The sequence below is a fragment of the Sphingobium sp. TomTYG72 genome (assembly GCF_055394715.1).
Map to the genome: position 1 here is coordinate 352817 of NZ_AP027337.1, position 22447 is coordinate 375263.

The following is a 22447-nucleotide window of genomic DNA, read 5'->3' on the forward strand; positions in this document are numbered from 1 at the left end:
GCCGACTTTTCGATCGGTCCCGCCAATTTGCCGCTGTTCAGGCCTGCTGTTTCGACTTGTCGTACGCGCCTAGACCCGGCTTGTAGCTCTTGTCGTCGATGAACTGCCTGATGCCTTCCTTGCGGCCTTCATTGTCGAAGCTGTTGGCCGCTTCCTGCGCGCGAATCAGATAATCCTCGGCATTGTCATAGGTCATTTCGCGCACCCGGCGGATGGCGTCCTTGGTCGCCTTGAGCGCCACGGGGTTCTTGGTCAGCAGCGTCTGCGCAACCTGAGACACGCGGCCCTTCAATGCGCCAAGCGGCAGTGCTTCGTTGACGAAGCCCCATTCCGCCGCCGTCTTGCCGTCCACATTCTCCCCCATCAGGGCGTGGTACATGGCGTTACGGAAGCTGGTAAGTTCCGTAGCTACCTTGGCCGCGCCGCCGCCGGGCAGGATGCCCCAGTTGATTTCGGACAGGCCGAACTGCGCTTCCTCCGCCGCGAAGGCGAGGTCGCAAGCGAAGAGCGGGCCGTAGCCGCCGCCAAAGCACCAGCCGTTGACCATGGCGATGGTAGGCTTTTGATACCAACGCAAGCGGCGCCACCAGCCATAGCTTTCCCGCTGCGCATCGCGCGTGCCCTTCAGGCCCTGCGCTTCGGTTTCCCGGAAATATTCCTTCAGGTCCATGCCCGCGCTCCACGCCGTGCCTTCGCCGGTCAGGACGAGCACGCCGACATCGTCGCGAAACTCAAGTTCATCGAGCACGCGCATCATCTGGCGGTTGAGACGCGGCGACATGCAATTGCGCTTGTCCGGGCGGTTCAGGCTGACCCAGGCGACGCCGTTCTCCACCGTGAAGGCGACGGTTTCGATTTCGGCCTGCTCGACGCCATCGGCATGCAGGAAATTGGTCATGGTAAAGTCCTTGTTCTTGGTCGTCATGGCAGCGAAAGCTGGCATCTCGGGCGGCTAAGTCGTGCCTGTCCGCCTGAGATCCCAGCGTTCGCTGGGATGACGCGTAGGTGAATGCGGTTGGTTCAAATCGGATAATGGCCGGGTTGGGTCTCCATCGTGATCCAGCGCAGTTCAGTGAAGCTGTCGATCCCGGCGCGACCGCCGAACTTGCCGTAACCTGATGCCTTGACGCCGCCGAAGGGCATTTGCGCTTCGTCATGGACGGTCGGGCCATTCACATGGCAGATGCCGGACTGGATCTGCCGAGCGACCCTGAGGCCGCGCGCCGTGTCGCGGGTGAAGACCGATGCGGACAGGCCATATTCGGTATCGTTGGCCAGTTCGATCGCATGCGCTTCATCGCGGGCGCGGATGATGCCGACGACCGGGCCGAAGCTTTCGTCGCGGAACAGCTTCATTTGCGGCGTGACGCGGTCGATGACATGGGCGGGCATCAAGACGCCATTCGCCTTGCCGCCGTTCAGCTGGATCGCGCCTGCCGCCAACGCATCATCGATGAGCGTACGGACATGGGAAACGGTCTTGCTGTCGACCACCGCGCCCAGCGGCGTCTTGCCTTCGCGCGGGTCGCCCACCGCCATGGTGCCGACCTTTGCCTGAAACTTCTCTACAAAGGCGTCGGCGATGGCGTCGACCACGATGATCCGTTCGGTCGACATGCAGATTTGGCCCTGGTTCATGAAAGCGCCGAAGGCGGCGGCCTTCACTGCCTCCTCAAGGTCGGCGTCCTCCAGCACGATCAGCGGCGCCTTGCCGCCCAGCTCCAGCACCACAGGTTTCAGATGTTCAGCGCAGCGTTTCGCGATGATCCGGCCGACCGGCGTAGATCCGGTGAAGTTCACGCGGCGCACGGCTGGATGGTCGATCATTGCGCCGACCACATCGGCCGCATCCTGTGGCGCGTTGGTGATCAGGTTGACGATGCCGCCAGTGAAGCCTGCTTCCACAAAGGCCTGAACGATCAGGCCATGGGTGCGCGGGCATTGTTCCGATGCCTTGAGCACCAAGCTGTTGCCACAGGCGAGCGGCACGGCGATGGCGCGGGTGGCGAGGATGATCGGCGCGTTCCACGGCGCCATCGACAGCACCACGCCTGCAGGTTCCCGGATCGCCATGGCGATGCAGCCGGGCTTGTCGGACGGGATCACCTCTCCGCCGATCTGGGTAGTGAGGGCGGCCGCTTCGCGCACCATCGAGCTGGATAGCATCAGGTTGAAGCGCGCCCAGCCCTCGGTCGCGCCGATCTCTGTCATCATCGCATCGACAAAGTAATCGACCCGGGCGTCGAGCGCGTCGGCGGCCTTCATCAGCAACGCGCGGCGGGCATTGGGGCCGGTCTGTGACCAGGCGGGGGATGCTGCCTTGGCGGCGTCTACCGCAGCAATGGCGTCTTCGACGCTGGCGGCGGCGGCCCGGGTGGCGACGGCGCCAGTGACCGGGTTCAACCGTTCGAAAGTCGATGCGGCACTGCGCGATTCGCCGCCGATAATCAGGGAAATTTCCGATGCGGACATGTGTCAGGTCCTCTCCTAATGTTATGTTGCATATCAATGTTGATTGTTCTGAGCAATAACATTATGAGGGTGGCATGAGCACGAGTCCTTCCGACAACAGGTTGGTCAATCCGGTCGCATCGCGGCTGGGTTATCGGCTGCGGCGTTCCTCCTCCGCGATGATGGCGACGCTGGGCGCGGGGTTGGAATTGGTCGGGCTGCGGCCAGTGGAAGCGACGATCCTCCTGACGATCGGCGCCAATCCGGGCTGCATCCAAAGCGACATAGGCCGCATGCTGGGCATCAAGCGCGCCAATATGGTGCCGTTGATCACTGGCCTCATCCAGAAGGACCTGGTGCAGAAGTCGCCGGTCGACGGACGCTCCTTCGCTCTGTGCCTGACCGCCCAGGGAGAGGACGCGCGCAGCGAGGCGGACGCGATCATGTCCGCGCACGAACACCGTTACACACGCTTGCTGACGCCCGAATATCAGGATGCGCTGCGCGTAGTGCTGGACGTTCTGGAACAGGAAGAAAATGCCACGGATGAGGAGAGGGAAGCGGCGGTCATGTAGGCCGCGCTATCCTCCCGGAGCATACGTCATTTGGGAGCCTATCGCCGCAGTAAAAACAGTGCGCGGCAAGCAGGGAGGGATGCAATGGAGGCCAATTTCAGCGCGCAGATATTGCCCGCGCTTTACGGATGCTGTGAACGTCCGGACAATTGGCGGCCGACGCTGGACCAGATTTGCTCTGGTCTTGGCGTCCGCAGCGCGGCGGTGCAGATTTATCGGCAGGAAGGCGACCACCTGATCCAGCGCTGGCAGGAGCGGGACAGCTATTCCCATGCGAACGCCGCGCTGCACGACCGATGGATCAACAATCCCGACAATCCCCGGCTCGCTGTCGTGCCGCGCGATCGCCTGGAAGGGCAGCTCGCGGTGCGCACTGATGAACAGCGTTTTGCTTCCGCATCGCCGCAATTGCAGGAAACGCGGCATCGTCTGGCGCAAGTTGGCTTAAGGGGCGGGTCGGGCCTGCTTTTCGAATTTGCGCCGTCGCGCTGGTTCAGCCTGATCCTGCACCGGCACATCAGCGACACGGTAGAGCGCGACGGCTATGACGCCACCTTCCTGGCTGACATCGCCCCGCATCTGCTGGCCATGTCGCGCCTTTCGGCCACGGTGCAGGCGGCACAGGCTGCGCAGGCATCCTTGGCCTCGATCCTGGACCGTTTACGGGCGGGGGTGATCCTCTGCGACGCGAGCGGCGAGGTGCGTTGGCACAATCGCGCGGCGGCGGCGATGCTGGGGAATGGCGCGCCCTTGACGTTGGGACAGGGCCAACTGCGCGGGGTGTCCGCCGAAAGTCGTCAGAGGCTGGCGCGGCTTTTGTCGCCTGCTTGCCATGGCGACATGGTCACGGCGACCTTCGGCGATCTTGAGGGCAGCATAATGCAGGCCATCGCCCTGCCAAACGACGCTTTCAAGGGCGCGGCGGCGCATGGCTGGGACGATGACCGGGACGGTGTCGCCTTGATCCTGATCGATCCATCGCAGGCGCCTCCCTTGTCGGCGGGGCACGTCACGTCGCTGTTCGGCCTGACGCCTGCGGAGGCGCAACTCGCCGTCGCGTTGTCGCAAGGCACATCGCTCAATGCCTATGCCAGCCGCCGCGGCATTTCCGTCGGCACCGTGCGGATCCAGATGAAGCGAATCCTCGAAAAGACGGACAGCCGCCGCCAGGCCGATCTGGTTGGCAAGCTCTATGGGTCCGTCATCGCTCAATTGCATGGCAGCATGCATTGAACAAGATGCTGCGCCGCATATCCCATTTGGGAGCCGCGCCGCTTAGTTCTCAAGTCCAAAATGCCAGTAACGAGCCGACGACTATTTGCGGCCGAAAGTAGAGGATGTGCGCGTGCGCAAAGCATCGGGATTAATTGTGAGTTTGGCCGCTGGCGCGTTGTGCGCGGCAATTCAGCCTGCATCAGCGCAGCAGACATTGCCGCCGGTACTGGCCGACGGCCCGCCGTCCACCGTCCCGGTCGCAGTCCAGATCGCTCGCTGGCACATGCTGGATGGCGACATCAACTCGCTGACTTTCCGCAGCATGGACCGGCTGTTTACCACGCGCACCGTCGCCCATGCGGGAACGCCCTGGCGGCTGCCGCGCGCCGACGCGCCGCTGGATGTCAGCTACACTTTCGGCGGCAAGCGCTACACGGCGCAGGATTTCCTGGATCGCACCTACACCAACGCGCTGCTGGTGATGAAGGACGGCAAGATCATCAGCGAAATCTACCGCAACAACAGCGACGAAAACAGCCGCTTCATCGGCTGGTCCATGACCAAGTCAGTCACGTCGCTGCTGGTCGGCTGTGCGCTGTCGGAAGGGCGGATCAAGTCGCTGGACGATGACATCACCGCTTACCTGCCCGAATTGAAGGGCGGCGGATATGACGGCGTGACCATTCGGCAGATCCTGCAGATGCGGTCTGGCGTCGATTATGAGGAACGCTACGACTTCGCCAATCCCGGCATCGCGGCGCGCAATCATGTCGACGCGCTGGTTAAGAATGTCGCGCGCTTTGCCGATGCCGCGCGGACGGTGAAGCGGCTGCATGCACCGGGCAGCGTGTTCCAGTACAAGACGCTGGACACCGCCGTGCTTGGCTGGTTGATCGAACGGGTCAGCGGTACGACCGTCGCGGGCTATACCGCGCAGAAATTGTGGGAGCCGCTGGGCGCGGAGCAGGACGGCTTCTACATCATGGATGGGCAGCCGGGCACCGGCCGCGAATTCAGCGGCGCTGGCTTCAACGCCACGCTGCGCGACTATGGCAGGGTCGGCCAGATGATGCTGGACGGTGGCCGCGCCAACGGGCGGCAGGTGGTGCCAGCCGACTGGGTCCGCACATCGACGGCGCCGTCCGCGCCAGCCGATGACAAGATGCCGGGCATTCCGACCGGCTATGCGATGCAATGGTGGCTGCTGGACAATAGTGGCGCTTACAGTGCCGTGGGGTTGCAGGGCCAGTTCATCTACGTCGATCCGCGATCCCGCACCGTCGTGGTCAAGATCAGCTATTTCCCGCCGGGTGATGAGAAGCCGACGGCAGAAACCGGCGCTTTTCTGAAAGCCGTATCGGCGTGGTCACCGAAATAATCGCAAGAATAGCAAGAATAAGGGAGGGTAGAATGAAGCGCATATTGTTGATGGGCTCCACCGCCATCATGACGCTGTGGACAGCGTCCGCCGGGGCGCAAGAGGCCGCTCCGCAGCCTGAGTCATCCAGCACATTGGGCGAGATCGTCGTGACGGCCCAGCGCCGAACCGAAAATCTGCAAAAGGTGCCGGTTGCCGCCAGCGCGCTCGACGCAAGCGACCTCAAGGCGAACGCCGTCGTGCGCCTCAACGATCTTCAAAATGCGACGCCCGCGCTGTCCATTTCCGACGCGGGCATCACATCGGCCGTCAACATTCGCGGCATCGGCCTTGCCAGCAACTCGCCTAACGTAACGGCGGGCGTGGCGACTTATATCGACGGGCTGTTCCAGCCGCCGATCGTCCAGGCGAACAGCTTCTACGATCTGGCGAGCGTTGAAGTGTTGCGCGGTCCGCAGGGCACGTTGGTCGGCAGTAACTCGACCGGTGGCGCCATCTTCATCAATTCGCGCAATCCTGATTTGAGCGACGTCAATGGCTATGCCGAGGGGAGCGCTGGCAACCGAGGCAATTACGGGCTGGAAGGCGCGGTGAACGTGCCGCTGTCCTCCACGCTGGCTGTGCGCGGCGCTGGATTCTACCGGGGCCATGATAGCTATTTCAAGGATGTCGGCCCCTTTAACAACAAGGCGGGCAAGCTGGACGAGAAGGGCGGGCGCATCGGCGTGCTGTGGCAACCCGGAGACTTTCGCGCGCTGCTGAAGGTTCAGTATAACGACCGCGACATTGGCGGCTATGCCTATCGCCCGATCCAGGGAGTATTGTTCAATCCCGCTCCTGTTGGTGACATCTACACGCTGAGCTACGATACACCGGTGGCAATCCGTGAAAAGGCGTTCATTTCCAGCCTGGAACTGCGGCAGGAATTCGCCAACGGCATCGTGCTGCGGTCATTGAGCGGGTATCAGAGCAAGAAGATCGAGGGCGTCAACGATGTCGATGCATCGCAGGCGCCTGGTGGCATCGCCGAGGATTATTATGCCCGAGAACGCCAGTATAGCGAGGAAATCAATCTGATCTCGCCGACCGGCGAAACGCTGGAATGGATTTTGGGCGGCTATTTCCAGCGCAACGAGATCAAGGTGCGGATCCATCAGCTGCAAGCGGGCTTCCCGACAGACATTGATCCCGACAATATACGCACAACGCTGGGCATCTTCGCGCAGGGCAGCTACCGCATGACGCCCGACGTCCAGTTACAGCTGGGCGCGCGCTATTCGCACTATAAGGCCAGCGGCGTAGGTCAGGTGCGCATCGGCGCTGGCATCCCGATCTTCCCTCCGGGCGGCCTGCCCGTCGCGAACTTGGCGGGCACGCATCAGGATGGGCGCGTGACCGGCAAAGCCGCGATCAACTGGACGGTCAACGACGACCACCTGCTCTACGCCTTCGTGGCACGAGGATATAAGCCCGGCGGCTTCAATGCTGTGAATTCCGAGTTCCGGCCGGAAATGGTTTGGAACTATGAAATCGGCTGGAAGGCGAGCCTGTTCGACAAGCATGTCCGCACGCAGATTTCGGCTTTCTACAATGATTATTCCGATTTCCAGTTCGAAGTGATCGAACCGACGACCGGCTTCAACGGCGTCCAGAATATTTCAAAAGGCAAGATCAAGGGTTTCGAAGCGCAGTTGCAGAGCAAGTTCGGCGGCTTCAGTTTTGACGCTAACGTCGCTTATGTTCATTCGAAGCTGGCCGGGCTGACCTTCATCAACACGCGGGCTATCCCGTCGGGAAGCCTGGGTCCCCAATGCCCTCCCGGCACGCCTTCTGCGCCTCCGGTCTGCTTTGATTACACGCCAGCCATCACTACTACCGACGGCGGCCCTAATCTTTATTCACCCAAATGGACCTATGGCGGGACGGCGGCCTACGAATTCCAGTTGGGTGACGACGTGACGCTGACGCCACGGGTCAGCTATTCCTATGTTGGCCCGCGCTTCACCTATCTCGCATATTCGCCCGTGTCGGATCGGATCGCGGGATATGGGCTGCTGTCGGGTCTGGTCACGCTACGCACGGGGCAGTTCCATATCGAGGCTTATGGTACCAACCTGACCGGCAAGCGCTATGTCAGCGGCCAGTTCGGTCTCAATGAATTCTACGGGGCGCCCCGCGAATATGGCATCCGCGCTGGCTTCACCTTCTGAAGTTGAAGGAACCCGCCGCCATCGGGTGGCGGGTTTCAGGATTGGTGCTTTGGAGCTTGTTCGATCAGGCCAGATTGAACAAGCTCCACTTACCCCGGCAGCATCGCTGCAAGCAAATCCTAGTCAAGAAATCGTGCCTTGGTCAGGCACTCCTCCCATTCCGCGAGGGGATCGGAGTCAGCGACGATGCCGGACCCGAGGTCGATCGTCAGCCGCCGTTCTGCCGGTGAGACGGTCAGGGTACGGATCGCGACGTTGAAACGCGCGTCACCGTCCGGGGTGAAATGGCCGATCGATCCTGTGTAGATGCCGCGCGGTCTGTCTTCCAGTTCTGCAATCACTTGCGCCGCGCGGATCTTGGGCGCGCCGGTAATGGAGCCGCAGGGGAACAGGGCGGCGAGGATGTCGAAAGCGTCCACATCCTCACGGCGGCGCGCTGTCACGGCAGAGACCATCTGGTGGACCGTCGGATAGGTTTCGACTGAGAAAAGCTGCGGCACCTTCACCGATCCAGGCTCCGCCACCCGCGACAGATCATTGCGCATCAGGTCGACGATCATCAGATTTTCGGCACGTTGTTTGGGATCGGTGGCGAGCGACTGGGCGGCAGCGGCATCCGCTGAGGGATCGCCGTGTCGCTCCGCCGTACCCTTCATCGGACGACAGGCGATGTCGCGCCCAGTCACCGTGAAGAACAACTCCGGCGAGAAGGAGAAGATGAGGTCTGCGCCAGTGGATATGATCGCGCCATAGGGGGCACGCTGGCGCTGCCGCAGCCGGGTGTAGAGCGCCAGCGGATCACCGTCGAAGTCCATCCCGGCGCGGAAAGTGAGGTTGGCCTGATACAGATCGCCTGCACGAATGAGTTCGAGCAGGTCTTCGATCCGCTCCATATGCTGCCTTTTAGTGCTGGCGGGCGTCAGTGGTCCCATGCGGAACGCTGTGTCGCTGGGCAGCAGGTCCGCGAACATTTGTGACGACAGTACCAATGGAGTCCCGAATATCCCGAACCAGAGGAGCGGCCCGCAGGAGCGGGTAACCGGCATGGCGGTATCGAAGGCGGCAGCGGCATCATAGCTGACAAACCCGGCGGCGTGTGCGCCTTGTCTCGTGGCCGCGCGCACCGCTTCCAGTGCAGGTGCAACTTCCGAGAGCGTCGCAGCCTCAATCACTTGCAACGGATGGGTGAAGAGCGTGACGTCGCCGTTGGGCGAGGATGCGTCGTCTAAAAGCACATAGGGTTGATCGAAGGCCGACAGGAAACCCATGGCCTTCACACCACATTCTGGTCGGGCCGATTGCGACGGCACAGTAAGAAGATGGTTCATTGCACGCTCCACGTCGCACGCGCCGAGAAATCTTCGGTCTCCGAACGAGCTTTAGGTCTGCTGTGGCCCCACATCGGGCCGTAGCGATCATTCGAACTGATCCGCAGATATTCATTTTTCCTAAGTCTTAGTCCGACGCTATATTCCACAGGAGGGAAGGGAGCGGAGATAAAATAAGATTTATCAGGATCTTGACGATGCTTATGGCCCCATCATCTGCGACGAGCCGGATGAACGTCAAGGGGATGACGACCGCCACTATTTCCTTTTCATAATTTATGTGAAACTGTCCCAGTCAGGAGAGCGGTGGATGATCGAGCAATTCTCGACGCAGGACGTCGCCAGGCGTGATCGCTTGGCCTACTGGAACAGGATCGCCTCTGGCCGGTCCGCCGGGCTGATGATCGACAGTTCCAATCGCGAATTTCTAGGTCAGCTCGGTTGTTGGACGCTGGGCGATCTCACCATTTTCAAGGCGCGGGCGGAATCTTCGGTCGTGTCGCGCAGCGCGCGGCACCACGGGGAAGAGCGGCTGCTGGTCCACCTCCAGACCCGTGGTCTTAGCGAGCAGCGTCAATCCGGCCGCGAATGCGTGCTGCGTCCGGGCGACCTTTCCATTTGCACCACGGCCGCGCCGATGCGGATCGAGGTTGCATCCCATGAAATGATGGTGGTCGACGTTGCCCGCCATGAACTGGAACAGCGGGTGCCGCAGCTGGACCTCCATATCGGCAGTCCGACGCCCGGCAATTCGCCGACCGTCCACAGCTTTCACCAACTCGCCCTTGCCCTGTGGCGGGAGGCGGAGAGCCGCGCCGCGCCGCCTGATCCAAGCTGGGCCGAGGGCGCCGAAACGCTGATGCTGGACCTGTTGGGCCTTGCCTTGCGCAGCGCTGTGCGCGGCGGCCCCAATGTCGATGGCCGGGGACTGGCACGGGTCAAAGCGATAGTGGAGGCGCGGCTGGGCGATCCGAACCTCGATACGGAATCCATTGCGCGCGAAGTCGGCATATCGCCGCGAACGATCCAGACCTGGTTCGCGGCTGAAAGCACGACGCTACGCGCCTATATATTGGACAGGCGGCTGGAAAGGGCGCTGGAGATGCTCGCGGGCGACCGGGCGGCGAACATCACCGCGATCGCCCTCGAACTCGGCTTCAACGACCCGGCCTATTTCGCGCGCTGCTTCCGCAAGCGGCACGGCTATACACCCCGCGAAGGCCGCCAGATCGCGCGCGCCTGACCAGCGGTATATTTCCAAAGATCGTCCCTCGGCCGCTCCGGTCGCAGGAGCGCGCCGATCATCAGCATGCAGGAGTGACGCAGATGACCAACGGATTGCTGGCCGGGAAAACGGGCTTTGTCACTGGCGCTGCCAGCGGCATCGGGCGCGGCATCGCCAAGGTGCTGACGGCGGAAGGGGCCAATGTCGTGTTGAGCGACCTTGCCTCCTCAGCCGAGGAAGGCGCGCAAGCGGTCGCGGAGATCGAAGCGGCGGGCGGCACCGCGCGCTTTATGGCGGCCGATGTTACCAGCGCGGCCGATATCGACGCGCTGATTGCGCAGACGCGCGCGATCAACGGGCGTATCGACTTCGCCGTCAACAATGCGGGCATCGGCCTTAAATCCATGCTGGCGGACAGCAGCGATGATCTGTGGGACAAGGTGAACGATGTGAACCTCAAAAGCTGCTTCCGCATCATGCGCGGCGCTCTGGCCGTCATGCGGGAGCAGGGCGGCGGCAGCATCGTCAACGTCTCATCTATCGCGGGAGCGGTGGGTTTGCGCGAAGCAGGCGTCTATGCGGCGACCAAGCATGCGATCCTTGGCCTGACGCGAACGGCGGCAGGGGAGAATGGGGACGTCAATGTGCGCGTCAATGCCATCCTTCCCAACGCGATCCGCTCCAAGTTGCTCGACGGCACTTCGCCCGAGTTCCTGGAAGCGCTGCTTGTGCCCCAGGCGATCAAGCGGCTGGGCGAGCCGGAGGAGTGCGGGCACCTTACGGCCTTCCTGCTGTCGGACAGGGCGGCCTTCATCACCGGCGCGTGCATCCCGATCGATGGCGGCTATCTGGCAACCTGACCAAGGCGATAATTCACATCCGTGAAAAATTCGTGGAAATGAATCAAATTGCGCTGGAGTCCTGATCGGTAGCGCTCCAGTGCAAGCAGGGGAGGCGGGTTTCTGTCATTTCGATGATGAACGCGAAAAGCGTCCATTGTCGAGGGGAGGAACCATGATCAAGATGATAGCCGCATTGCCCGTTGCGTCGGTGCTGGCCATAGCGGCCGGGACTTTGACACCGGGCTACGCCCAGGAAGCGACGCCTGCGCCAGTTCCCGCCACGGAAGAAGCGCCCCAGAGCGGCGGTATCCAGGATATCGTCGTCACCGCCCAGCGGCGTTCGGAAAATGTGCAGAAGGTGCCGATCGCGATTTCCGCCTTCACCAATGATGCGTTGCAGGAGCGCGCGGTGCAGAGCGTCGCCGCGCTGTCGGGGCTCGCACCCAACGTCACCTTTGACGCAGGAACGCCCTTTTCCGGATCGTCATCTGTGCTGGCCGCCTATGTTCGTGGCATCGGGTCCAACGACTTCGCCTTCAATATAGATCCGGGTGTCGGCGTCTATCTGGACGGCGTCTACCTTGCACGTTCGGTCGGCGCGAACCAGGAATTGGGCGACGTCGAGCGGATCGAAGTGCTTAAAGGTCCGCAAGGCACGCTGTTCGGCCGCAACACCATCGGTGGCGCGATTTCCATCGTCACCCATGATCCGGGCGACAAGTTCCGCTTCATCGGCGACGCAACAACGGGCAGCTACAAGCTGTTCCAGGCGCGCGGCACGGCGGACATTCCGATCGCGGATGGGCTGTCGAGCTCGGTGTCCTTCTCGGTCAAGACGCGAGACGGCTATTTCAAGCGCAAGCCATTTCCGGGTGCGCAGCCGGGCACCTATCAGGTCGAACCTTCCACCGCCTATGTTGGAGCGGGTTATGAAAATACCGGCCTAGGCCGCGAAGGCGGCGAAGATGCGTGGAGCGTGCGCACCAAGCTGCGCTGGGAACCGAGCGATGCGGTGCGGGTAACGCTGAGCGGCGACTATAGCAGCAGCAGGCAGGAACAGCTTCCCAATACGTTGCTCGCGACCACGCCCAATGTTGCGGGCGGCGCGTTCGACGTTTTCGCGGGCAGCTATAACTGCGCCATTGCCGGGCAGTCGACGGGATGCGGCAACGGTCCGCCGTCCTTCGCCTATGGCTACCGTCGCGCTGGCCGTACCGGCATGTTTGACCTGCCCGCGATCTTCGGCGTCAATGCCGACGCGAACCCCGATAATAATCGCCTGCCTTATGACAATCGCTTCGTCACTGGGGACAAGGATAGCAGCTATGCGACGGGGCTGAACTTCGCCCGCATGCAATCCTATGGCGGCGCTGGCACGATCGAATATGACCTGTCGGACAGTCTGACGGTCAAATCCATCACCTCCTATCGCGAACTGCACTGGAAGGTGGGCATGGACAATGACGGTTCGCCGCTCAACATGCTCCAGATCAGCTTCGAAATGAACCAGAAGCAGTTCAGTCAGGAATTCCAGCTTCTGGGCAATGCGCTGGATGAGCGGCTGAAATATGTTCTGGGTGCCTATTACTTCAAGGAGTCCGGCAATCTTCACGATTATGTGACCTTCGCCGAAGGCTTATTGCAGGTCGATGGCAACAATCTCCTGAGTACCAAGAATGGCGCCCTGTTCGGCCAGCTGGACTTCAAGCCCATTGACTTGATCGGCATCACGGTCGGTGCGCGCTATACCAAGGAAAAGAAGTCCTTCGAAGGGTTCCAGTCTGATCTTAACGGCCTGACCTACAAGATCCTGAACGGCTTTGGCGTCCCGCCCTGCGCATCGCTCACGCCGATCAGCGACGATTGCCGCATCGCCGCGGGCTTCCCCAACGCCAATGCACCGCTGCAACTCTATCCTGGTGGCGTGAACCGCAAGACGTTCGACAATTTCTCGCCCAAGATCGGCGTGCAGATTTATCCTACGGACGATGTGATGGCCTATGCGTCATGGTCGAAGGGATACAAGACCGGCGGTTGGACCACGCGTCTGTCGAACCCGCTGCCCGAGGCCCCAAACTTTGACGAGGAAAAGGCGACGACTTGGGAAATCGGGCTAAAGTCGAAGCTGTTCGACCGGCGTCTGCAGCTGAACTTCGCAGCCTTCACCACCAACTATAAGGGCATCCAGCTGAACTTCCAGCAGGGCGTGTCCCCCACCATCCAGAACGCCGGTGACGCCCGCATCAAGGGGTTCGAGGCCGAAGCGGTGTTCGCGCCCATCCGAGCCTTCGCCCTGACGACATCGCTCGGCTATATCGACGCCAAATATACGTCGGTGCTACCGGGCGCGGTGGTGGCGCCCAGCGTGATCCAGGGCGGTGTGTTCGTCGGCGCGGAACTGCCCAAGACGCCGCACTGGAAGGTCAATGTCAGCCCGCGCGTCGAGCTGGATGTGGGCAGCAGCGGCGCGAAGCTCATCATGTTGGCCGACTGGACCTACACGTCGCGGATGCGCAACGACACCGAAGGGACCTTCCTGCTCAACCGGAAGGCTTCGAACGTCGTCAATGCCAATGTCACGCTGCGCCTGCCCGACGACCGCTACAGTGTCACGGTGGGCGGCACCAACGTCTTCAACGAACGCTTCCTGACCACGGGTCAGGCGCAGATCGCCGGGGGGCAATTCTACGGCACCTATAATCGTCCGGCCGAATGGTATGCCAGGCTGGGCGTGAAATTCTAACAAATCCAGACACGGAATACAGGATAGCATCATGGCCACTACAATGAACGCCCCTCCGTCGACTGCCTTCAAGATCGTCGACGTTCCCGAAAATCTGGCGCATGTGATCGAAGCGCGTGGCGTGCAGGGCAGCTTCGTCGGACCATCGGAAGCGGAAAGCCCCTGGGTGCCGTTCGGCGAAAATGCCGCCATTCGTCACCTGGCCTTTGACGTCCGCCAGAACATCTATTGCAACGTGTTGTGGTTGAAGGGTCCAGGCGTGCTGGGCACCCACAAGCATCGCGGCCGACTGGTCATGATGTGCCTGGAAGGCAGCCTGCGCTATCTGGAACATGACTGGGTCGCAGGTCCGGGCGACTTCTTCCTGGAAGTTCCCGGCGAACGCCACACGCTGGTCAGCGAACATCCGCAGGGCGGCAAGCTGTGGGGATGGATGCAGGGTCCGATCGAATTCTACGACGACCAGGGCCAGTTCGTGGAGACCGTCGACGTATGGTGGTTCATCAACCATTATGAAAGCTACTGCCGGGAAAACAACATTCCCATCAACCCGCAACTCTATCTCTGAAGGGGGCGTCCGCCGGGAGGAGTAGGCCCGCCTCCCGGCGGATGGATTGCAAAATGACCAAGAGCAGGCCTCTGCCACGCAAAGCCGCACACGCCACAGCGCCGAAGGCCTCATGAGTTTCCCAACCCCCGACCAGCGCCGCGCAATCGAGTGGGATTGTACCCGTCTCGTCCACCATTATGCCAACCTGAACGATGCGGCGAAATGGGAAGCCGCAGCCAACTTGTTCACAGATGATGGCCGACTATCCCGGCCAACCGCGCCCGATCAGCCGATTGTTGGCCGCGAAGCCATACTGGCCGCTTTCCTCGCCCGCCCGCCGCGTACCACCCGCCATGTCTGCGCCAATGTCGTCATCGACATACTCAGCACAGATGAGGCCACAGGCGAAAGCGCTATGCTGCTGTTCGTCGGCCCAGGCGCGCCGTTGGTGGGATCATTCAAGGACAGGTTCATCCGCACCACTGGAGGATGGCGTTTCCTGGAACGCAGCGGATCGCTCATCTTTTCGGCATGAGGCTATTCCATTTCATTCCTGATGCTAAAGTCGGGCCATGAACGAACAGACGCTATCGCCCACCGTCAAATCCGCCATGCGCACGATCGACATCATCGAATATGTCGTGTCATGCCGTCGCCCGCTGGTGGCGCAGGAGATCGCGCAGGCGCTGTCGATCCCGGTCAGTAGCCTGTCCTACCTGCTGGCGACGCTGACGGAGCGCGGCTATCTGCAACGCGAAGGGCGGCGTTATAGCGCGGGGCCGGGACTGGCCCGGCTGCAAGGGCCGACGCCTGCCTTCTCCCTTGCCGAACGGGCCGCGCCGCTGGTGCGGTCGCTGCGCGTCCAGTTGAACGAGACCAGCTCCTTCTTTGTGCGCAAAGGGTGGGAGATGGAGGCGCTGGTCACCGAAACCAGCGATCATGCGCTGCGCTATGCGGTGCAGACCGGCCGCCGCACGCCGCTCCACTGTTTTTCGGCGGGCAAGGCACTGCTGGCGGCGATGCCAGACGAAGAGTTCGAACGCTATCTGGAGGAAAGCCGTCGCGAGGCGCTGACTCCCACGACGATCACGGACGCGGATGCCCTCCGGCAGGAGATCAGGCTGGTGCGGCAGACGGGCGTGGCGCGCACGCGGGAAGAAAGCACGCCCGGCATCTACGGTTTGGCCTATGTGGCGCGCGCGGATGGGGAAGTGGCCGGGGCGTTCAGCGTCGCCGTGCCGGTAGTGCGGTTCGATGAGGAACTTGACCGGCGCGTGGTGTCCGCGCTGACACGGACGGCGGCTTTGTTTGATATTGCTTGAAGTATGCCGCTGATCCCGGCGCCGTTCGCGCTCAGGGCAAACGGGTGATGGATATATGCCGTGCTCCTGCGAAGGCAGGAGCCCAGGTCCAAGCGCCGAACTAGGCTCCTGCCTTCGCAGGAGCACAGCAGCACTGCCCCCCCCCAAAAAAAATCCGGCGGGGCGCCAGGGAGAAAAACGCCCCGCCGGTTGGATGATCAGGCGGTCTTGCGGGTCCGCCATCCATCCGCGTAGCTGTCACGCGCGACTTCGGAATAGGGCGCGGGGCTGACAGTGGCGTGGATTTCGACCTGGATATGCGGCTCGACGGTCGGCTTGCTGGTGCCGCCATCGGGTTCGCCCCACAGCAGCGTCACCTTCGTGCCGGGCTCTGCATATTCGGCGTCCAGCATGGCGAGCGTCAGCATCCGGCCTTCATTGGCGCTGTAGCCGACCCAGGTGGACAGGCCGACCTGCTTGCCGTCGACCAGCACCGCGTCATAAGGGTGCATCGAATAAACGGCCGAGGGAAATTCGAAATATTTCGCGCGGTCGCCCTTCTGGAAGGCGGAGCTGATGACGCGGGCGACGTCTTGGCTGTCGAGCGCCAGCGTCACTTTCTTGCGATGCGGTCCGGCTGCGATCTTCTCCAGCGCTTCCCGGCCGATGAAGTCATGGTCGAACTTGACGAACGGACCATAGCCGAGATCCCAGGGGGTCAGATAATAGCCGTCGATGCTGTCGGGCACATAGCTGCCGCCGATCGATGCCTTGGCTTCGTAGGAGTTGGCGGTCAGCCATTCACGATAGGGCTTCAGCGCTTCGCCGCTATAGACGGCAGGCAGCGGGGAGGGGATCCAGCCCGATTCCAGTGTGTTCGAGGAATAGGTGCGGCCCCCGACCAGCGTCAGGCCGAAGGGTTCGCCTGCCTTGATCAGCGCTTGGCGCACGGTTTCGCGCTCGGCCCAGGGACCGAACAGCTCATAGCCCGGCTGGCCCGCCATGCCGTGGCGCAGAGCGCGCACCTTGCAACCGGCGATGTCGAGCGTGGTCATGTGGAAGAATTTGAGGTCAGGCGGGGTCTGGCCCATCGCCGCCTCCAGCGTCTGCATCGCATTCGGCCCTTGCAGCTGGTAGCGGTAGGACTTGCGGTTTTCCGGGTCGGGGCGAACGGCGGTGCGCTCGTCGCGTTCGACGGTGACGTTCCACTTGCCGGTCTGGGCATGATATTCCACCCATTCGATCGCTGGCGCGCGGCCGACCAGGTTGAAGCGGTTTTCCTCCAGATAGAAGAGGATCACGTCGCCGATGACATAGCCGTCGGGCGTCACCGGCACCCACTGCTTGGCGCGGTCGGGGATGAAGCCCTTGAAGCTGTTGATGCCAAGATGGTTCAGCATCGCGAAGGCGTCCGGCCCGCTGACTTCCAGATCGACCATGTGATAGGACTGGTTGAACAGCACGGCCTTCTGCGCCCATGCGGTCTGTTCGTTGCGCCAGTTGGAATATTCCGCAGGAACGCCCGGATAGGCGTTGGGGCCGGTCTGCTGGTTGCGCAGGAAGTGAACGAGGTCACCCTTGCCTTCGACCAGATTTTGCAGGCTTTCAGTCATTCATCGTCTCCCATTTTGACATTGGAACCGGCGGGCATGTCGAGCCAGTCGGCTATGGCTTGGTTTAGGGCATCAGGCGCCTCGGCGGGCAGCATGTGGCCCGCCTCGGCGATGATCTTGAGGTGCGCACCTGGGATGCGCGCGGCTATGTAGCGGTGCTGTTCGGGCGGGCTCCATTCATCAGCGTCGCCCACCGCGACCAGCGTTGGACAGGCGATGTTGGGCAGCAGCGATTCGACCCCCGGGCGGCTAAGAAGGGCCGTGATCTGCGCCGCATAGGTGTCGATCCCCGCCTGTGTCGCCATCAGGTGCAGCGGTGCGATTAACTCCTGATCGGCGCGGCGGGTAGGGGCGACCATGGGGGGAAGCCAGCGGTCCACCAGTGCGGCCATGCCCTCCGCCCGGCCGAGCGCCAGCAGGGTGTGGCGCTTCTCTGCCTCTCCTTCACGGACAGTGTGTGTGCCGGTGCTAATCAGAGCGAGCTTTTCGACCCGTTCGGGCGCTAGCCGCACAACCTCCAGCGCGACTCGCGCGCCCATGGAATGGCCGAGCAGCGCCATCTTCTCGGTGCCAGAGGCGATCACGCGCCGAGCCATTTCCACGATGCTGTCGCACGCGCCAAAGCCATCGATCGCCAAAGCGTCAGGGAAACGCTTCAGCTGCGCGGCGAACATGCGGGAATCGCAGAGAAGGCCGGGCAGAAGGACAAGATTTGCGGCGGAAGCAGACACGATGAAATCGCCTTAATTCGTATTCGTGAAATTTCCTATATACGAATTAAAGGAAAGGCGCTAGAGAAGAAATGGCAAAAAGATCGGGTGGCCGCAGCTGCCCGGCAAAGCGCAAAGATTTCAGGAGAGCGGTCATGGCGGGCGCGGCGACGATCCACCCGAATTGGGAACAGCATATCCCCGATCGGATCACCGATGGCTATTCGATCGAGATGACGGCCAAGGATTGCGACGCCCTGCGCGCTGCCGCGTCGATGCTGGCGCCCGAAACGCCGATCGCCATCACCTTCCTGCCGGGCGAGACGATCGATGCGCGGATCGATGCGGCGAAGCTGGTCCGCGACCTTGGCTTTGAACCCATGTCGCATCTGTCGGCGCGGCGGATCGGGTCCTTTGAGGAGCTGGAACAGACGGTGCGTCGGTCGGCTCAAGAGGCGGGTGTGCGCCGCATGTTCCTGGTGGCGGGCGATCCTCCTGTTCCTGCGGGGCCGTTCGAGGATGCGCTTTCGCTGCTGCGCACGGGTCTGTTCGAAAACAATGGCGTGAAGGCGATCGGTATTGCGGGGCACCCGGAAGGTCATCCGGTGATGGACGAAGAGGCCCGGTGGAGCGCACTTTTGGCGAAATGCGCGGAGGTGTCGGATCGCGGCATGGCTCCGCTGATCGTCACGCAATTCGGATTTGATGCGACGCCGGTGCTCGACTGGCTGATCGACCTGCGGCGGCGGGGCATCGATGCGCCGGTGCGGATCGGCGTGCCGGGACCGGCGGGGATCAAGACGCTGCTGCGCTTTGCTGCCCATTGCGGCGTGGGCGCGTCTGCGTCGGTGCTTGCTAAGTATGGGATTTCCCTGTCGCGCCTGCTGGGCGCTGCTGGCCCAGACCGGCTGGTGGGCGATATCGCCGCTGGCCTCCATTCCAGTCATGGCCCGGTGCGGCTGCATTTCTATCCGTTCGGCGGGCTTGCCCGGACGGCGGAGTGGATCGGACAGCACCGGTCTAACCAGAATTAACGCACATCATCCATAGGGGGATCGATTGACCCAGACCTGCATCCTCACCTTGTCCTGTGCCGACCGGCCGGGCCTGGTCGCCACCGTTGCCGCTTTCCTCGCCTCGCATGGCGGCAATATCCTTGAAGCCCAGCAGTTCGACGATCGCGAAAGCGGGCTGTTCTTCATGCGCGTTGTGGCCGAGCTGGCGGAGCCATGGAATGACATCGGCAAGCTGAGCGCGGCCTTTTCCACCGTCGCCGCCGATCATGAGATGGATTGGAGCCTGCGCGATGCGGCGGAACGGCGGCGCGTACTGCTGCTGGTATCGAAGTTCGACCATTGCCTCGGCGACCTGCTCTACCGCCACCGCATCGGCGAATTGCCGATGGATGTGGTCGGCATCGTGTCCAACCATCCGATGGCCGCGCTGAACACCACGATGATCGGCGACATTCCCTATCATCACCTGCCCGTCACCAAGGACACGAAGGCGCAGCAGGAAGCGCAGATCAAGGCGGTGGTCGAGGAAACCGGCGCGGAACTGATCGTGCTGGCGCGCTACATGCAGATATTGTCAGACGACCTCGCCGCTTATCTGTCGGGCCGCTGCATCAACATTCACCACAGCTTCCTGCCAGGCTTCAAGGGCGCAAAGCCCTATCACCAGGCCCATGCGCGCGGCGTCAAGATGATCGGCGCGACCGCGCATTACGTCACCGCCGACCTCGATGAAGGGCCGATCATCCATCAGGACGTCGAGCGGATCAGTCATGCCGACAGCCCCGACGACCTCGTCCGCAAGGGCCGCGACATCGAACGGCGTGTGCTGGCGACGGCGGTCGCCTTTCATCTGGAAGACAGGGTCTTGGTCAATGACGGTCGCACAGTCGTTTTCCGCAACTGATCCGCGCGTGGCCCGGACCATTGATGGCAAGGCGCTCGCCCGCACGATCGGCGCGGAGACGGCACGCCAGGTGGCGGAGCTGCACGCGCGCACCGGGGTGCTGCCTACGCTCGCCGTTGTGCTGGTGGGTGAGGACCCGGCAAGCCAGGTCTATGTCCGCCGCAAGGTCAAGGAGACGAAGGCAGCGGGCATGCGGTCGATCGAGCATCGGCTGGATGCCTCCATCGCGGAAGCCGATTTGCTGTCGCTGATCGCATCGTTGAATGCCGATCCGGGCGTCCACGGCATATTGGTGCAGTTGCCTCTCCCCCGGCAGATCGACGCGACGCGGGTGCTGGACGCGATCGACCCGACCAAGGATGTAGACGGGTTCCATCCCGTCAATGTCGGGCGGCTTTCGACCGGAATTGGTGGGCTGGTGCCCTGCACGCCGCTTGGTTGCATGCGCCTGCTCGACACGGTCGTGGAGGAGTATCGCGGCCTCAACGCCGTGGTGATCGGCAAGTCCAACATCGTCGGCAAGCCAGTCGCCATGCTGCTGTTGGAACGCGAATGCACCGTCACCGTCACGCATATCGCGACGAAGGGCTTGGCGGACATCGTGCGCACGGCCGACATCGTCGTTGCCGCAGCAGGCAGCCCGCGCCTCGTGCGAGGAGACTGGGTGAAGCCGGGCGCGATCGTGATCGATGTCGGCATCACCCGCGTGACGGATAAGGATGGAAAGGAAAAGCTGGTGGGCGATTGCGCTTTTGACGAACTCGCCCATGCCGGAGCGGTGACGCCAGTGCCGGGCGGGGTGGGGCCGATGACCATTGCCTGCCTTCTTGCCAATACGGTGCAGGCGGCGAAGCGGGCGGCGTTCCTTGGTTGAGTCCTGCTCCACGACGCGGGTCGCCGTGCGCGACCTGCCGCTGATGGCGGACATCGGCATCAATCCCGACGAGATTGGCACGTTCCAGCCGCTAGTGGTCAGCATCACGCTGCTGGTCGATCCTGTGACCGAGGACATGCTGGGCGCGACGATCGACTATCGCCGCGTCCATGAGCTGGCACGGATGCTCGCGGAAAAGCGCATCGGACTGATCGAGACGTTCGGCGCGGAACTGGCGCGAGCCTGCCTCGCCTTCGACCATGTGCGGCAGGCGGAGGTGGTGATCGACAAGCCCCGCGCGCTGCCTTCGGGGATGGCGTCGGTCACGATATCGATGTCGAAGTGAGGCGCTGATAGGCATGAGACGATCATGCCTGGAAATAGCTCATATTCTCCCCGTTCGGGCTGAGCTTGCCCAAGCCCCTTTCTTGTTCTTAGGGGCAGGAAAGCCCTTCGACAGGCTCAGGGCGAACGGTGATGTGGTTTACGCCGGAAAGAAGCTGAGCCCCTAACCATCCTTCCGAAAAGAAGTCGGCGATCGCCCATATTCCTGCGCGAAACAGCGGGCGAGATAGCCCGGGTCATTGAAGCCGCACGCATAAGCGATTTCGCTGACGGTCAGGCTGCGGCACGCTCTGTCCTCCAGCATCGCGCGGACGCGGCCCAAGCGGATCGTGCGCAGTTCGCGCCCGACGCTGCTGCCCGACGCGGCGAACAGGCTATGGAGATAGCGGACCGAGATCCCATGCTGCGCGGCGATGGCTGCGGGCGTCAGGTCCGGGTCCGCGAAGCCGCTGGCTAGCGTCCGTCGGATCTGGTGCACCAGGCGGCGGCGATGGGTGGTTTCCTCGCCCGCCATCCCCTCGCACATCAGCGCCAGGCAGCCGCCAAGCTGATCAGCGATCAGGTGAGCGGGAAGGGGCCGTTCTTCCTCCACGGCATGGGCGACGCTGTGCAACAGCCCGTCGATCGCGACGCCCCATGGCGATGATCCGATCAGCGGGCGGATGGTGCAGGCATAGGGATCGGCCAGCCAGCGTTCGATCCAGACACTGGGCAGGGCGACCAGATAGGCTTCCGAAAATGCGGATGTGACGAAGCTGAAATTGTCGAGATGGCTGAACAGCAATGCCTCGCCCGCGCCCAGCGTAGCCTCCCGCCCATTCTGGCGCAGGGTGATGCCGCCGCTGCGCATATAGACAAGGTCGAAGCGCGGCGAGGCGCCGTGGCGTCCGCTGGCGTCGTGCACGCCTTCCTGGCTGGTTGCGTTGATGACGGAGAATTGCACGTCGCCGATATGCTGCTGCCGCAACTCGCCGCGGAATGTTGTACGATCCGGCACGCGAATGTCGATGGGCGTCACATGCGCCTGCACCTGCCCGTGCCAATGGTCAAAGGCGGGCGCGCCGTCCAGCGCGGCGGTCGATACGTGATAGCCGGGGCCATTCACCCGCAGTCCGTCTCCTTCCCGCGCCGTCAATCGCGCGCTAGGCCGCGACGATAGCGGGAAAG

The 22447-nt window shown here is 62.5% G+C and carries 20 protein-coding genes; 14 read left to right on the forward strand and 6 right to left on the reverse strand.

Going from position 1 to position 22447, the window contains the following annotated elements:
- Positions 1 to 37 precede the first annotated feature (37 nt).
- Together ACZ5U1_RS15035 and ACZ5U1_RS15040 are read right to left on the reverse strand one after the other, a co-directional pair.
- Positions 38 to 898 (reverse strand): p-hydroxycinnamoyl CoA hydratase/lyase, encoded by an 861-nt coding sequence (locus tag ACZ5U1_RS15035; protein ID WP_464780691.1) that lies wholly within the window; start codon positions 896 to 898, stop codon positions 38 to 40.
- Between the two features lie 122 nt (positions 899 to 1020).
- On the reverse strand, positions 1021 to 2472 hold the full coding sequence (locus tag ACZ5U1_RS15040) for an aldehyde dehydrogenase (RefSeq protein WP_464780692.1): 1452 nt from the start codon (positions 2470 to 2472) through the stop codon (positions 1021 to 1023).
- Between the two features lie 74 nt (positions 2473 to 2546).
- Here ACZ5U1_RS15040 and ACZ5U1_RS15045 point away from each other — a divergent pair, with 74 nt between their 5' ends.
- The 4 genes from ACZ5U1_RS15045 to ACZ5U1_RS15060 all read left to right on the forward strand — a co-directional run bounded on the left by ACZ5U1_RS15045 (position 2547) and on the right by ACZ5U1_RS15060 (position 7829).
- The gene (locus ACZ5U1_RS15045) at positions 2547 to 3026 is read left to right on the forward strand and encodes a MarR family winged helix-turn-helix transcriptional regulator (protein WP_464780693.1); all 480 of its coding nucleotides are present in this window, start codon (positions 2547 to 2549) and stop codon (positions 3024 to 3026) included.
- Positions 3027 to 3110: 84 nt separating this feature from the next.
- On the forward strand, positions 3111 to 4259 hold the full coding sequence (locus ACZ5U1_RS15050) for a helix-turn-helix transcriptional regulator (RefSeq protein WP_464780694.1): 1149 nt from the start codon (positions 3111 to 3113) through the stop codon (positions 4257 to 4259).
- A 136-nt stretch (positions 4260 to 4395) separates the two neighbouring features.
- Positions 4396 to 5619, forward strand: coding sequence for a serine hydrolase domain-containing protein (locus ACZ5U1_RS15055; RefSeq protein WP_464780695.1), 1224 nt, complete (start codon positions 4396 to 4398; stop codon positions 5617 to 5619).
- Between the two features lie 32 nt (positions 5620 to 5651).
- Complete coding sequence (locus ACZ5U1_RS15060; RefSeq protein ID WP_464780696.1) at positions 5652 to 7829, forward strand: TonB-dependent receptor; 2178 nt, start codon at positions 5652 to 5654, stop codon at positions 7827 to 7829.
- Positions 7830 to 7948: 119 nt separating this feature from the next.
- On the opposite strand, the gene pabB is transcribed toward ACZ5U1_RS15060, so the two are convergent.
- Entirely contained in the window at positions 7949 to 9157 is a 1209-nt protein-coding gene (gene pabB, locus ACZ5U1_RS15065; RefSeq protein WP_464780697.1) for an aminodeoxychorismate synthase component I, read from the reverse strand.
- A 310-nt stretch (positions 9158 to 9467) separates the two neighbouring features.
- Here pabB and ACZ5U1_RS15070 point away from each other — a divergent pair, with 310 nt between their 5' ends.
- The 6 genes from ACZ5U1_RS15070 to ACZ5U1_RS15095 all read left to right on the forward strand — a co-directional run bounded on the left by ACZ5U1_RS15070 (position 9468) and on the right by ACZ5U1_RS15095 (position 15839).
- Positions 9468 to 10400: an AraC family transcriptional regulator gene (locus ACZ5U1_RS15070; RefSeq protein ID WP_464780698.1), complete on the forward strand. Its 933-nt coding sequence runs from the start codon at positions 9468 to 9470 to the stop codon at positions 10398 to 10400.
- Between the two features lie 83 nt (positions 10401 to 10483).
- Positions 10484 to 11242: an SDR family NAD(P)-dependent oxidoreductase gene (locus ACZ5U1_RS15075; protein WP_464780699.1), complete on the forward strand. Its 759-nt coding sequence runs from the start codon at positions 10484 to 10486 to the stop codon at positions 11240 to 11242.
- A gap of 154 nt (positions 11243 to 11396) precedes the next feature.
- The gene (locus ACZ5U1_RS15080; RefSeq protein WP_464780700.1) at positions 11397 to 13967 is read left to right on the forward strand and encodes a TonB-dependent receptor; all 2571 of its coding nucleotides are present in this window, start codon (positions 11397 to 11399) and stop codon (positions 13965 to 13967) included.
- Between the two features lie 31 nt (positions 13968 to 13998).
- Positions 13999 to 14535, forward strand: coding sequence for a 2,4'-dihydroxyacetophenone dioxygenase family protein (locus ACZ5U1_RS15085; RefSeq protein ID WP_464780701.1), 537 nt, complete (start codon positions 13999 to 14001; stop codon positions 14533 to 14535).
- Positions 14536 to 14647: 112 nt separating this feature from the next.
- Entirely contained in the window at positions 14648 to 15052 is a 405-nt protein-coding gene (locus tag ACZ5U1_RS15090; protein WP_464780702.1) for a nuclear transport factor 2 family protein, read from the forward strand.
- A gap of 37 nt (positions 15053 to 15089) precedes the next feature.
- Positions 15090 to 15839 (forward strand): IclR family transcriptional regulator, encoded by a 750-nt coding sequence (locus ACZ5U1_RS15095; RefSeq protein ID WP_464780703.1) that lies wholly within the window; start codon positions 15090 to 15092, stop codon positions 15837 to 15839.
- A gap of 197 nt (positions 15840 to 16036) precedes the next feature.
- Here ACZ5U1_RS15095 and desA read toward each other — a convergent pair whose 3' ends face one another.
- Together desA and ACZ5U1_RS15105 are read right to left on the reverse strand one after the other, a co-directional pair.
- Positions 16037 to 17431, reverse strand: coding sequence for a syringate O-demethylase (gene desA / locus ACZ5U1_RS15100; protein WP_464780704.1), 1395 nt, complete (start codon positions 17429 to 17431; stop codon positions 16037 to 16039).
- The gene (locus ACZ5U1_RS15105) at positions 17428 to 18162 is read right to left on the reverse strand and encodes an alpha/beta fold hydrolase (protein ID WP_464780705.1); all 735 of its coding nucleotides are present in this window, start codon (positions 18160 to 18162) and stop codon (positions 17428 to 17430) included. Before ACZ5U1_RS15105 ends, desA begins: the two co-directional genes overlap by 4 nt.
- Before the next feature lie 134 nt (positions 18163 to 18296).
- Between ACZ5U1_RS15105 and ACZ5U1_RS15110 the strand changes: the two genes are divergently transcribed.
- Genes ACZ5U1_RS15110 through ACZ5U1_RS15125 form a run of 4 tightly spaced genes read left to right on the forward strand, consistent with a single transcriptional unit; the run spans position 18297 to position 21281 of the window.
- Positions 18297 to 19175, forward strand: coding sequence for a methylenetetrahydrofolate reductase (locus ACZ5U1_RS15110; RefSeq protein WP_464780706.1), 879 nt, complete (start codon positions 18297 to 18299; stop codon positions 19173 to 19175).
- A 25-nt stretch (positions 19176 to 19200) separates the two neighbouring features.
- The gene (gene purU, locus ACZ5U1_RS15115) at positions 19201 to 20061 is read left to right on the forward strand and encodes a formyltetrahydrofolate deformylase (protein ID WP_464780707.1); all 861 of its coding nucleotides are present in this window, start codon (positions 19201 to 19203) and stop codon (positions 20059 to 20061) included.
- Positions 20030 to 20935, forward strand: coding sequence for a bifunctional 5,10-methylenetetrahydrofolate dehydrogenase/5,10-methenyltetrahydrofolate cyclohydrolase (locus ACZ5U1_RS15120; protein WP_464780708.1), 906 nt, complete (start codon positions 20030 to 20032; stop codon positions 20933 to 20935). Before purU ends, ACZ5U1_RS15120 begins: the two co-directional genes overlap by 32 nt.
- Positions 20928 to 21281 carry a dihydroneopterin aldolase gene (locus ACZ5U1_RS15125; RefSeq protein WP_464780709.1) on the forward strand — a complete coding sequence of 118 codons (354 nt, stop codon included), beginning with the start codon at positions 20928 to 20930 and terminating at the stop codon, positions 21279 to 21281. The genes ACZ5U1_RS15120 and ACZ5U1_RS15125 overlap by 8 nt, the downstream gene beginning before the upstream one ends.
- Positions 21282 to 21443: 162 nt before the next feature.
- Here the strand turns inward: ACZ5U1_RS15125 and ACZ5U1_RS15130 are convergent, their stop codons facing one another.
- On the reverse strand, positions 21444 to 22385 hold the full coding sequence (locus ACZ5U1_RS15130) for a helix-turn-helix domain-containing protein (protein ID WP_464780710.1): 942 nt from the start codon (positions 22383 to 22385) through the stop codon (positions 21444 to 21446).
- Positions 22386 to 22447: the final 62 nt, after the last annotated feature.

What these genes read in the sequence shown, in the direction of transcription:
- ACZ5U1_RS15060 (WP_464780696.1), top strand. Translation starts at nt 5,652, where the DNA reads ATGAAGCGCATATTGTTGATGGGCTCCACCGCCATCATGACGCTGTGG.
- ACZ5U1_RS15050 (WP_464780694.1), top strand. Translation starts at nt 3,111, where the DNA reads ATGGAGGCCAATTTCAGCGCGCAGATATTGCCCGCGCTTTACGGATGC.
- ACZ5U1_RS15085 (WP_464780701.1), top strand. Translation starts at nt 13,999, where the DNA reads ATGGCCACTACAATGAACGCCCCTCCGTCGACTGCCTTCAAGATCGTC.
- ACZ5U1_RS15090 (WP_464780702.1), top strand. Translation starts at nt 14,648, where the DNA reads ATGAGTTTCCCAACCCCCGACCAGCGCCGCGCAATCGAGTGGGATTGT.
- ACZ5U1_RS15040 (WP_464780692.1), bottom strand. Translation starts at nt 2,472, where the DNA reads ATGTCCGCATCGGAAATTTCCCTGATTATCGGCGGCGAATCGCGCAGT.
- pabB (WP_464780697.1), bottom strand. Translation starts at nt 9,157, where the DNA reads ATGAACCATCTTCTTACTGTGCCGTCGCAATCGGCCCGACCAGAATGT.
- ACZ5U1_RS15045 (WP_464780693.1), top strand. Translation starts at nt 2,547, where the DNA reads ATGAGCACGAGTCCTTCCGACAACAGGTTGGTCAATCCGGTCGCATCG.
- ACZ5U1_RS15080 (WP_464780700.1), top strand. Translation starts at nt 11,397, where the DNA reads ATGATCAAGATGATAGCCGCATTGCCCGTTGCGTCGGTGCTGGCCATA.
- ACZ5U1_RS15095 (WP_464780703.1), top strand. Translation starts at nt 15,090, where the DNA reads ATGAACGAACAGACGCTATCGCCCACCGTCAAATCCGCCATGCGCACG.
- ACZ5U1_RS15120 (WP_464780708.1), top strand. Translation starts at nt 20,030, where the DNA reads ATGACGGTCGCACAGTCGTTTTCCGCAACTGATCCGCGCGTGGCCCGG.
- desA (WP_464780704.1), bottom strand. Translation starts at nt 17,431, where the DNA reads ATGACTGAAAGCCTGCAAAATCTGGTCGAAGGCAAGGGTGACCTCGTT.
- ACZ5U1_RS15070 (WP_464780698.1), top strand. Translation starts at nt 9,468, where the DNA reads ATGATCGAGCAATTCTCGACGCAGGACGTCGCCAGGCGTGATCGCTTG.
- ACZ5U1_RS15075 (WP_464780699.1), top strand. Translation starts at nt 10,484, where the DNA reads ATGACCAACGGATTGCTGGCCGGGAAAACGGGCTTTGTCACTGGCGCT.
- ACZ5U1_RS15035 (WP_464780691.1), bottom strand. Translation starts at nt 898, where the DNA reads ATGACCAATTTCCTGCATGCCGATGGCGTCGAGCAGGCCGAAATCGAA.
- ACZ5U1_RS15110 (WP_464780706.1), top strand. Translation starts at nt 18,297, where the DNA reads ATGGCGGGCGCGGCGACGATCCACCCGAATTGGGAACAGCATATCCCC.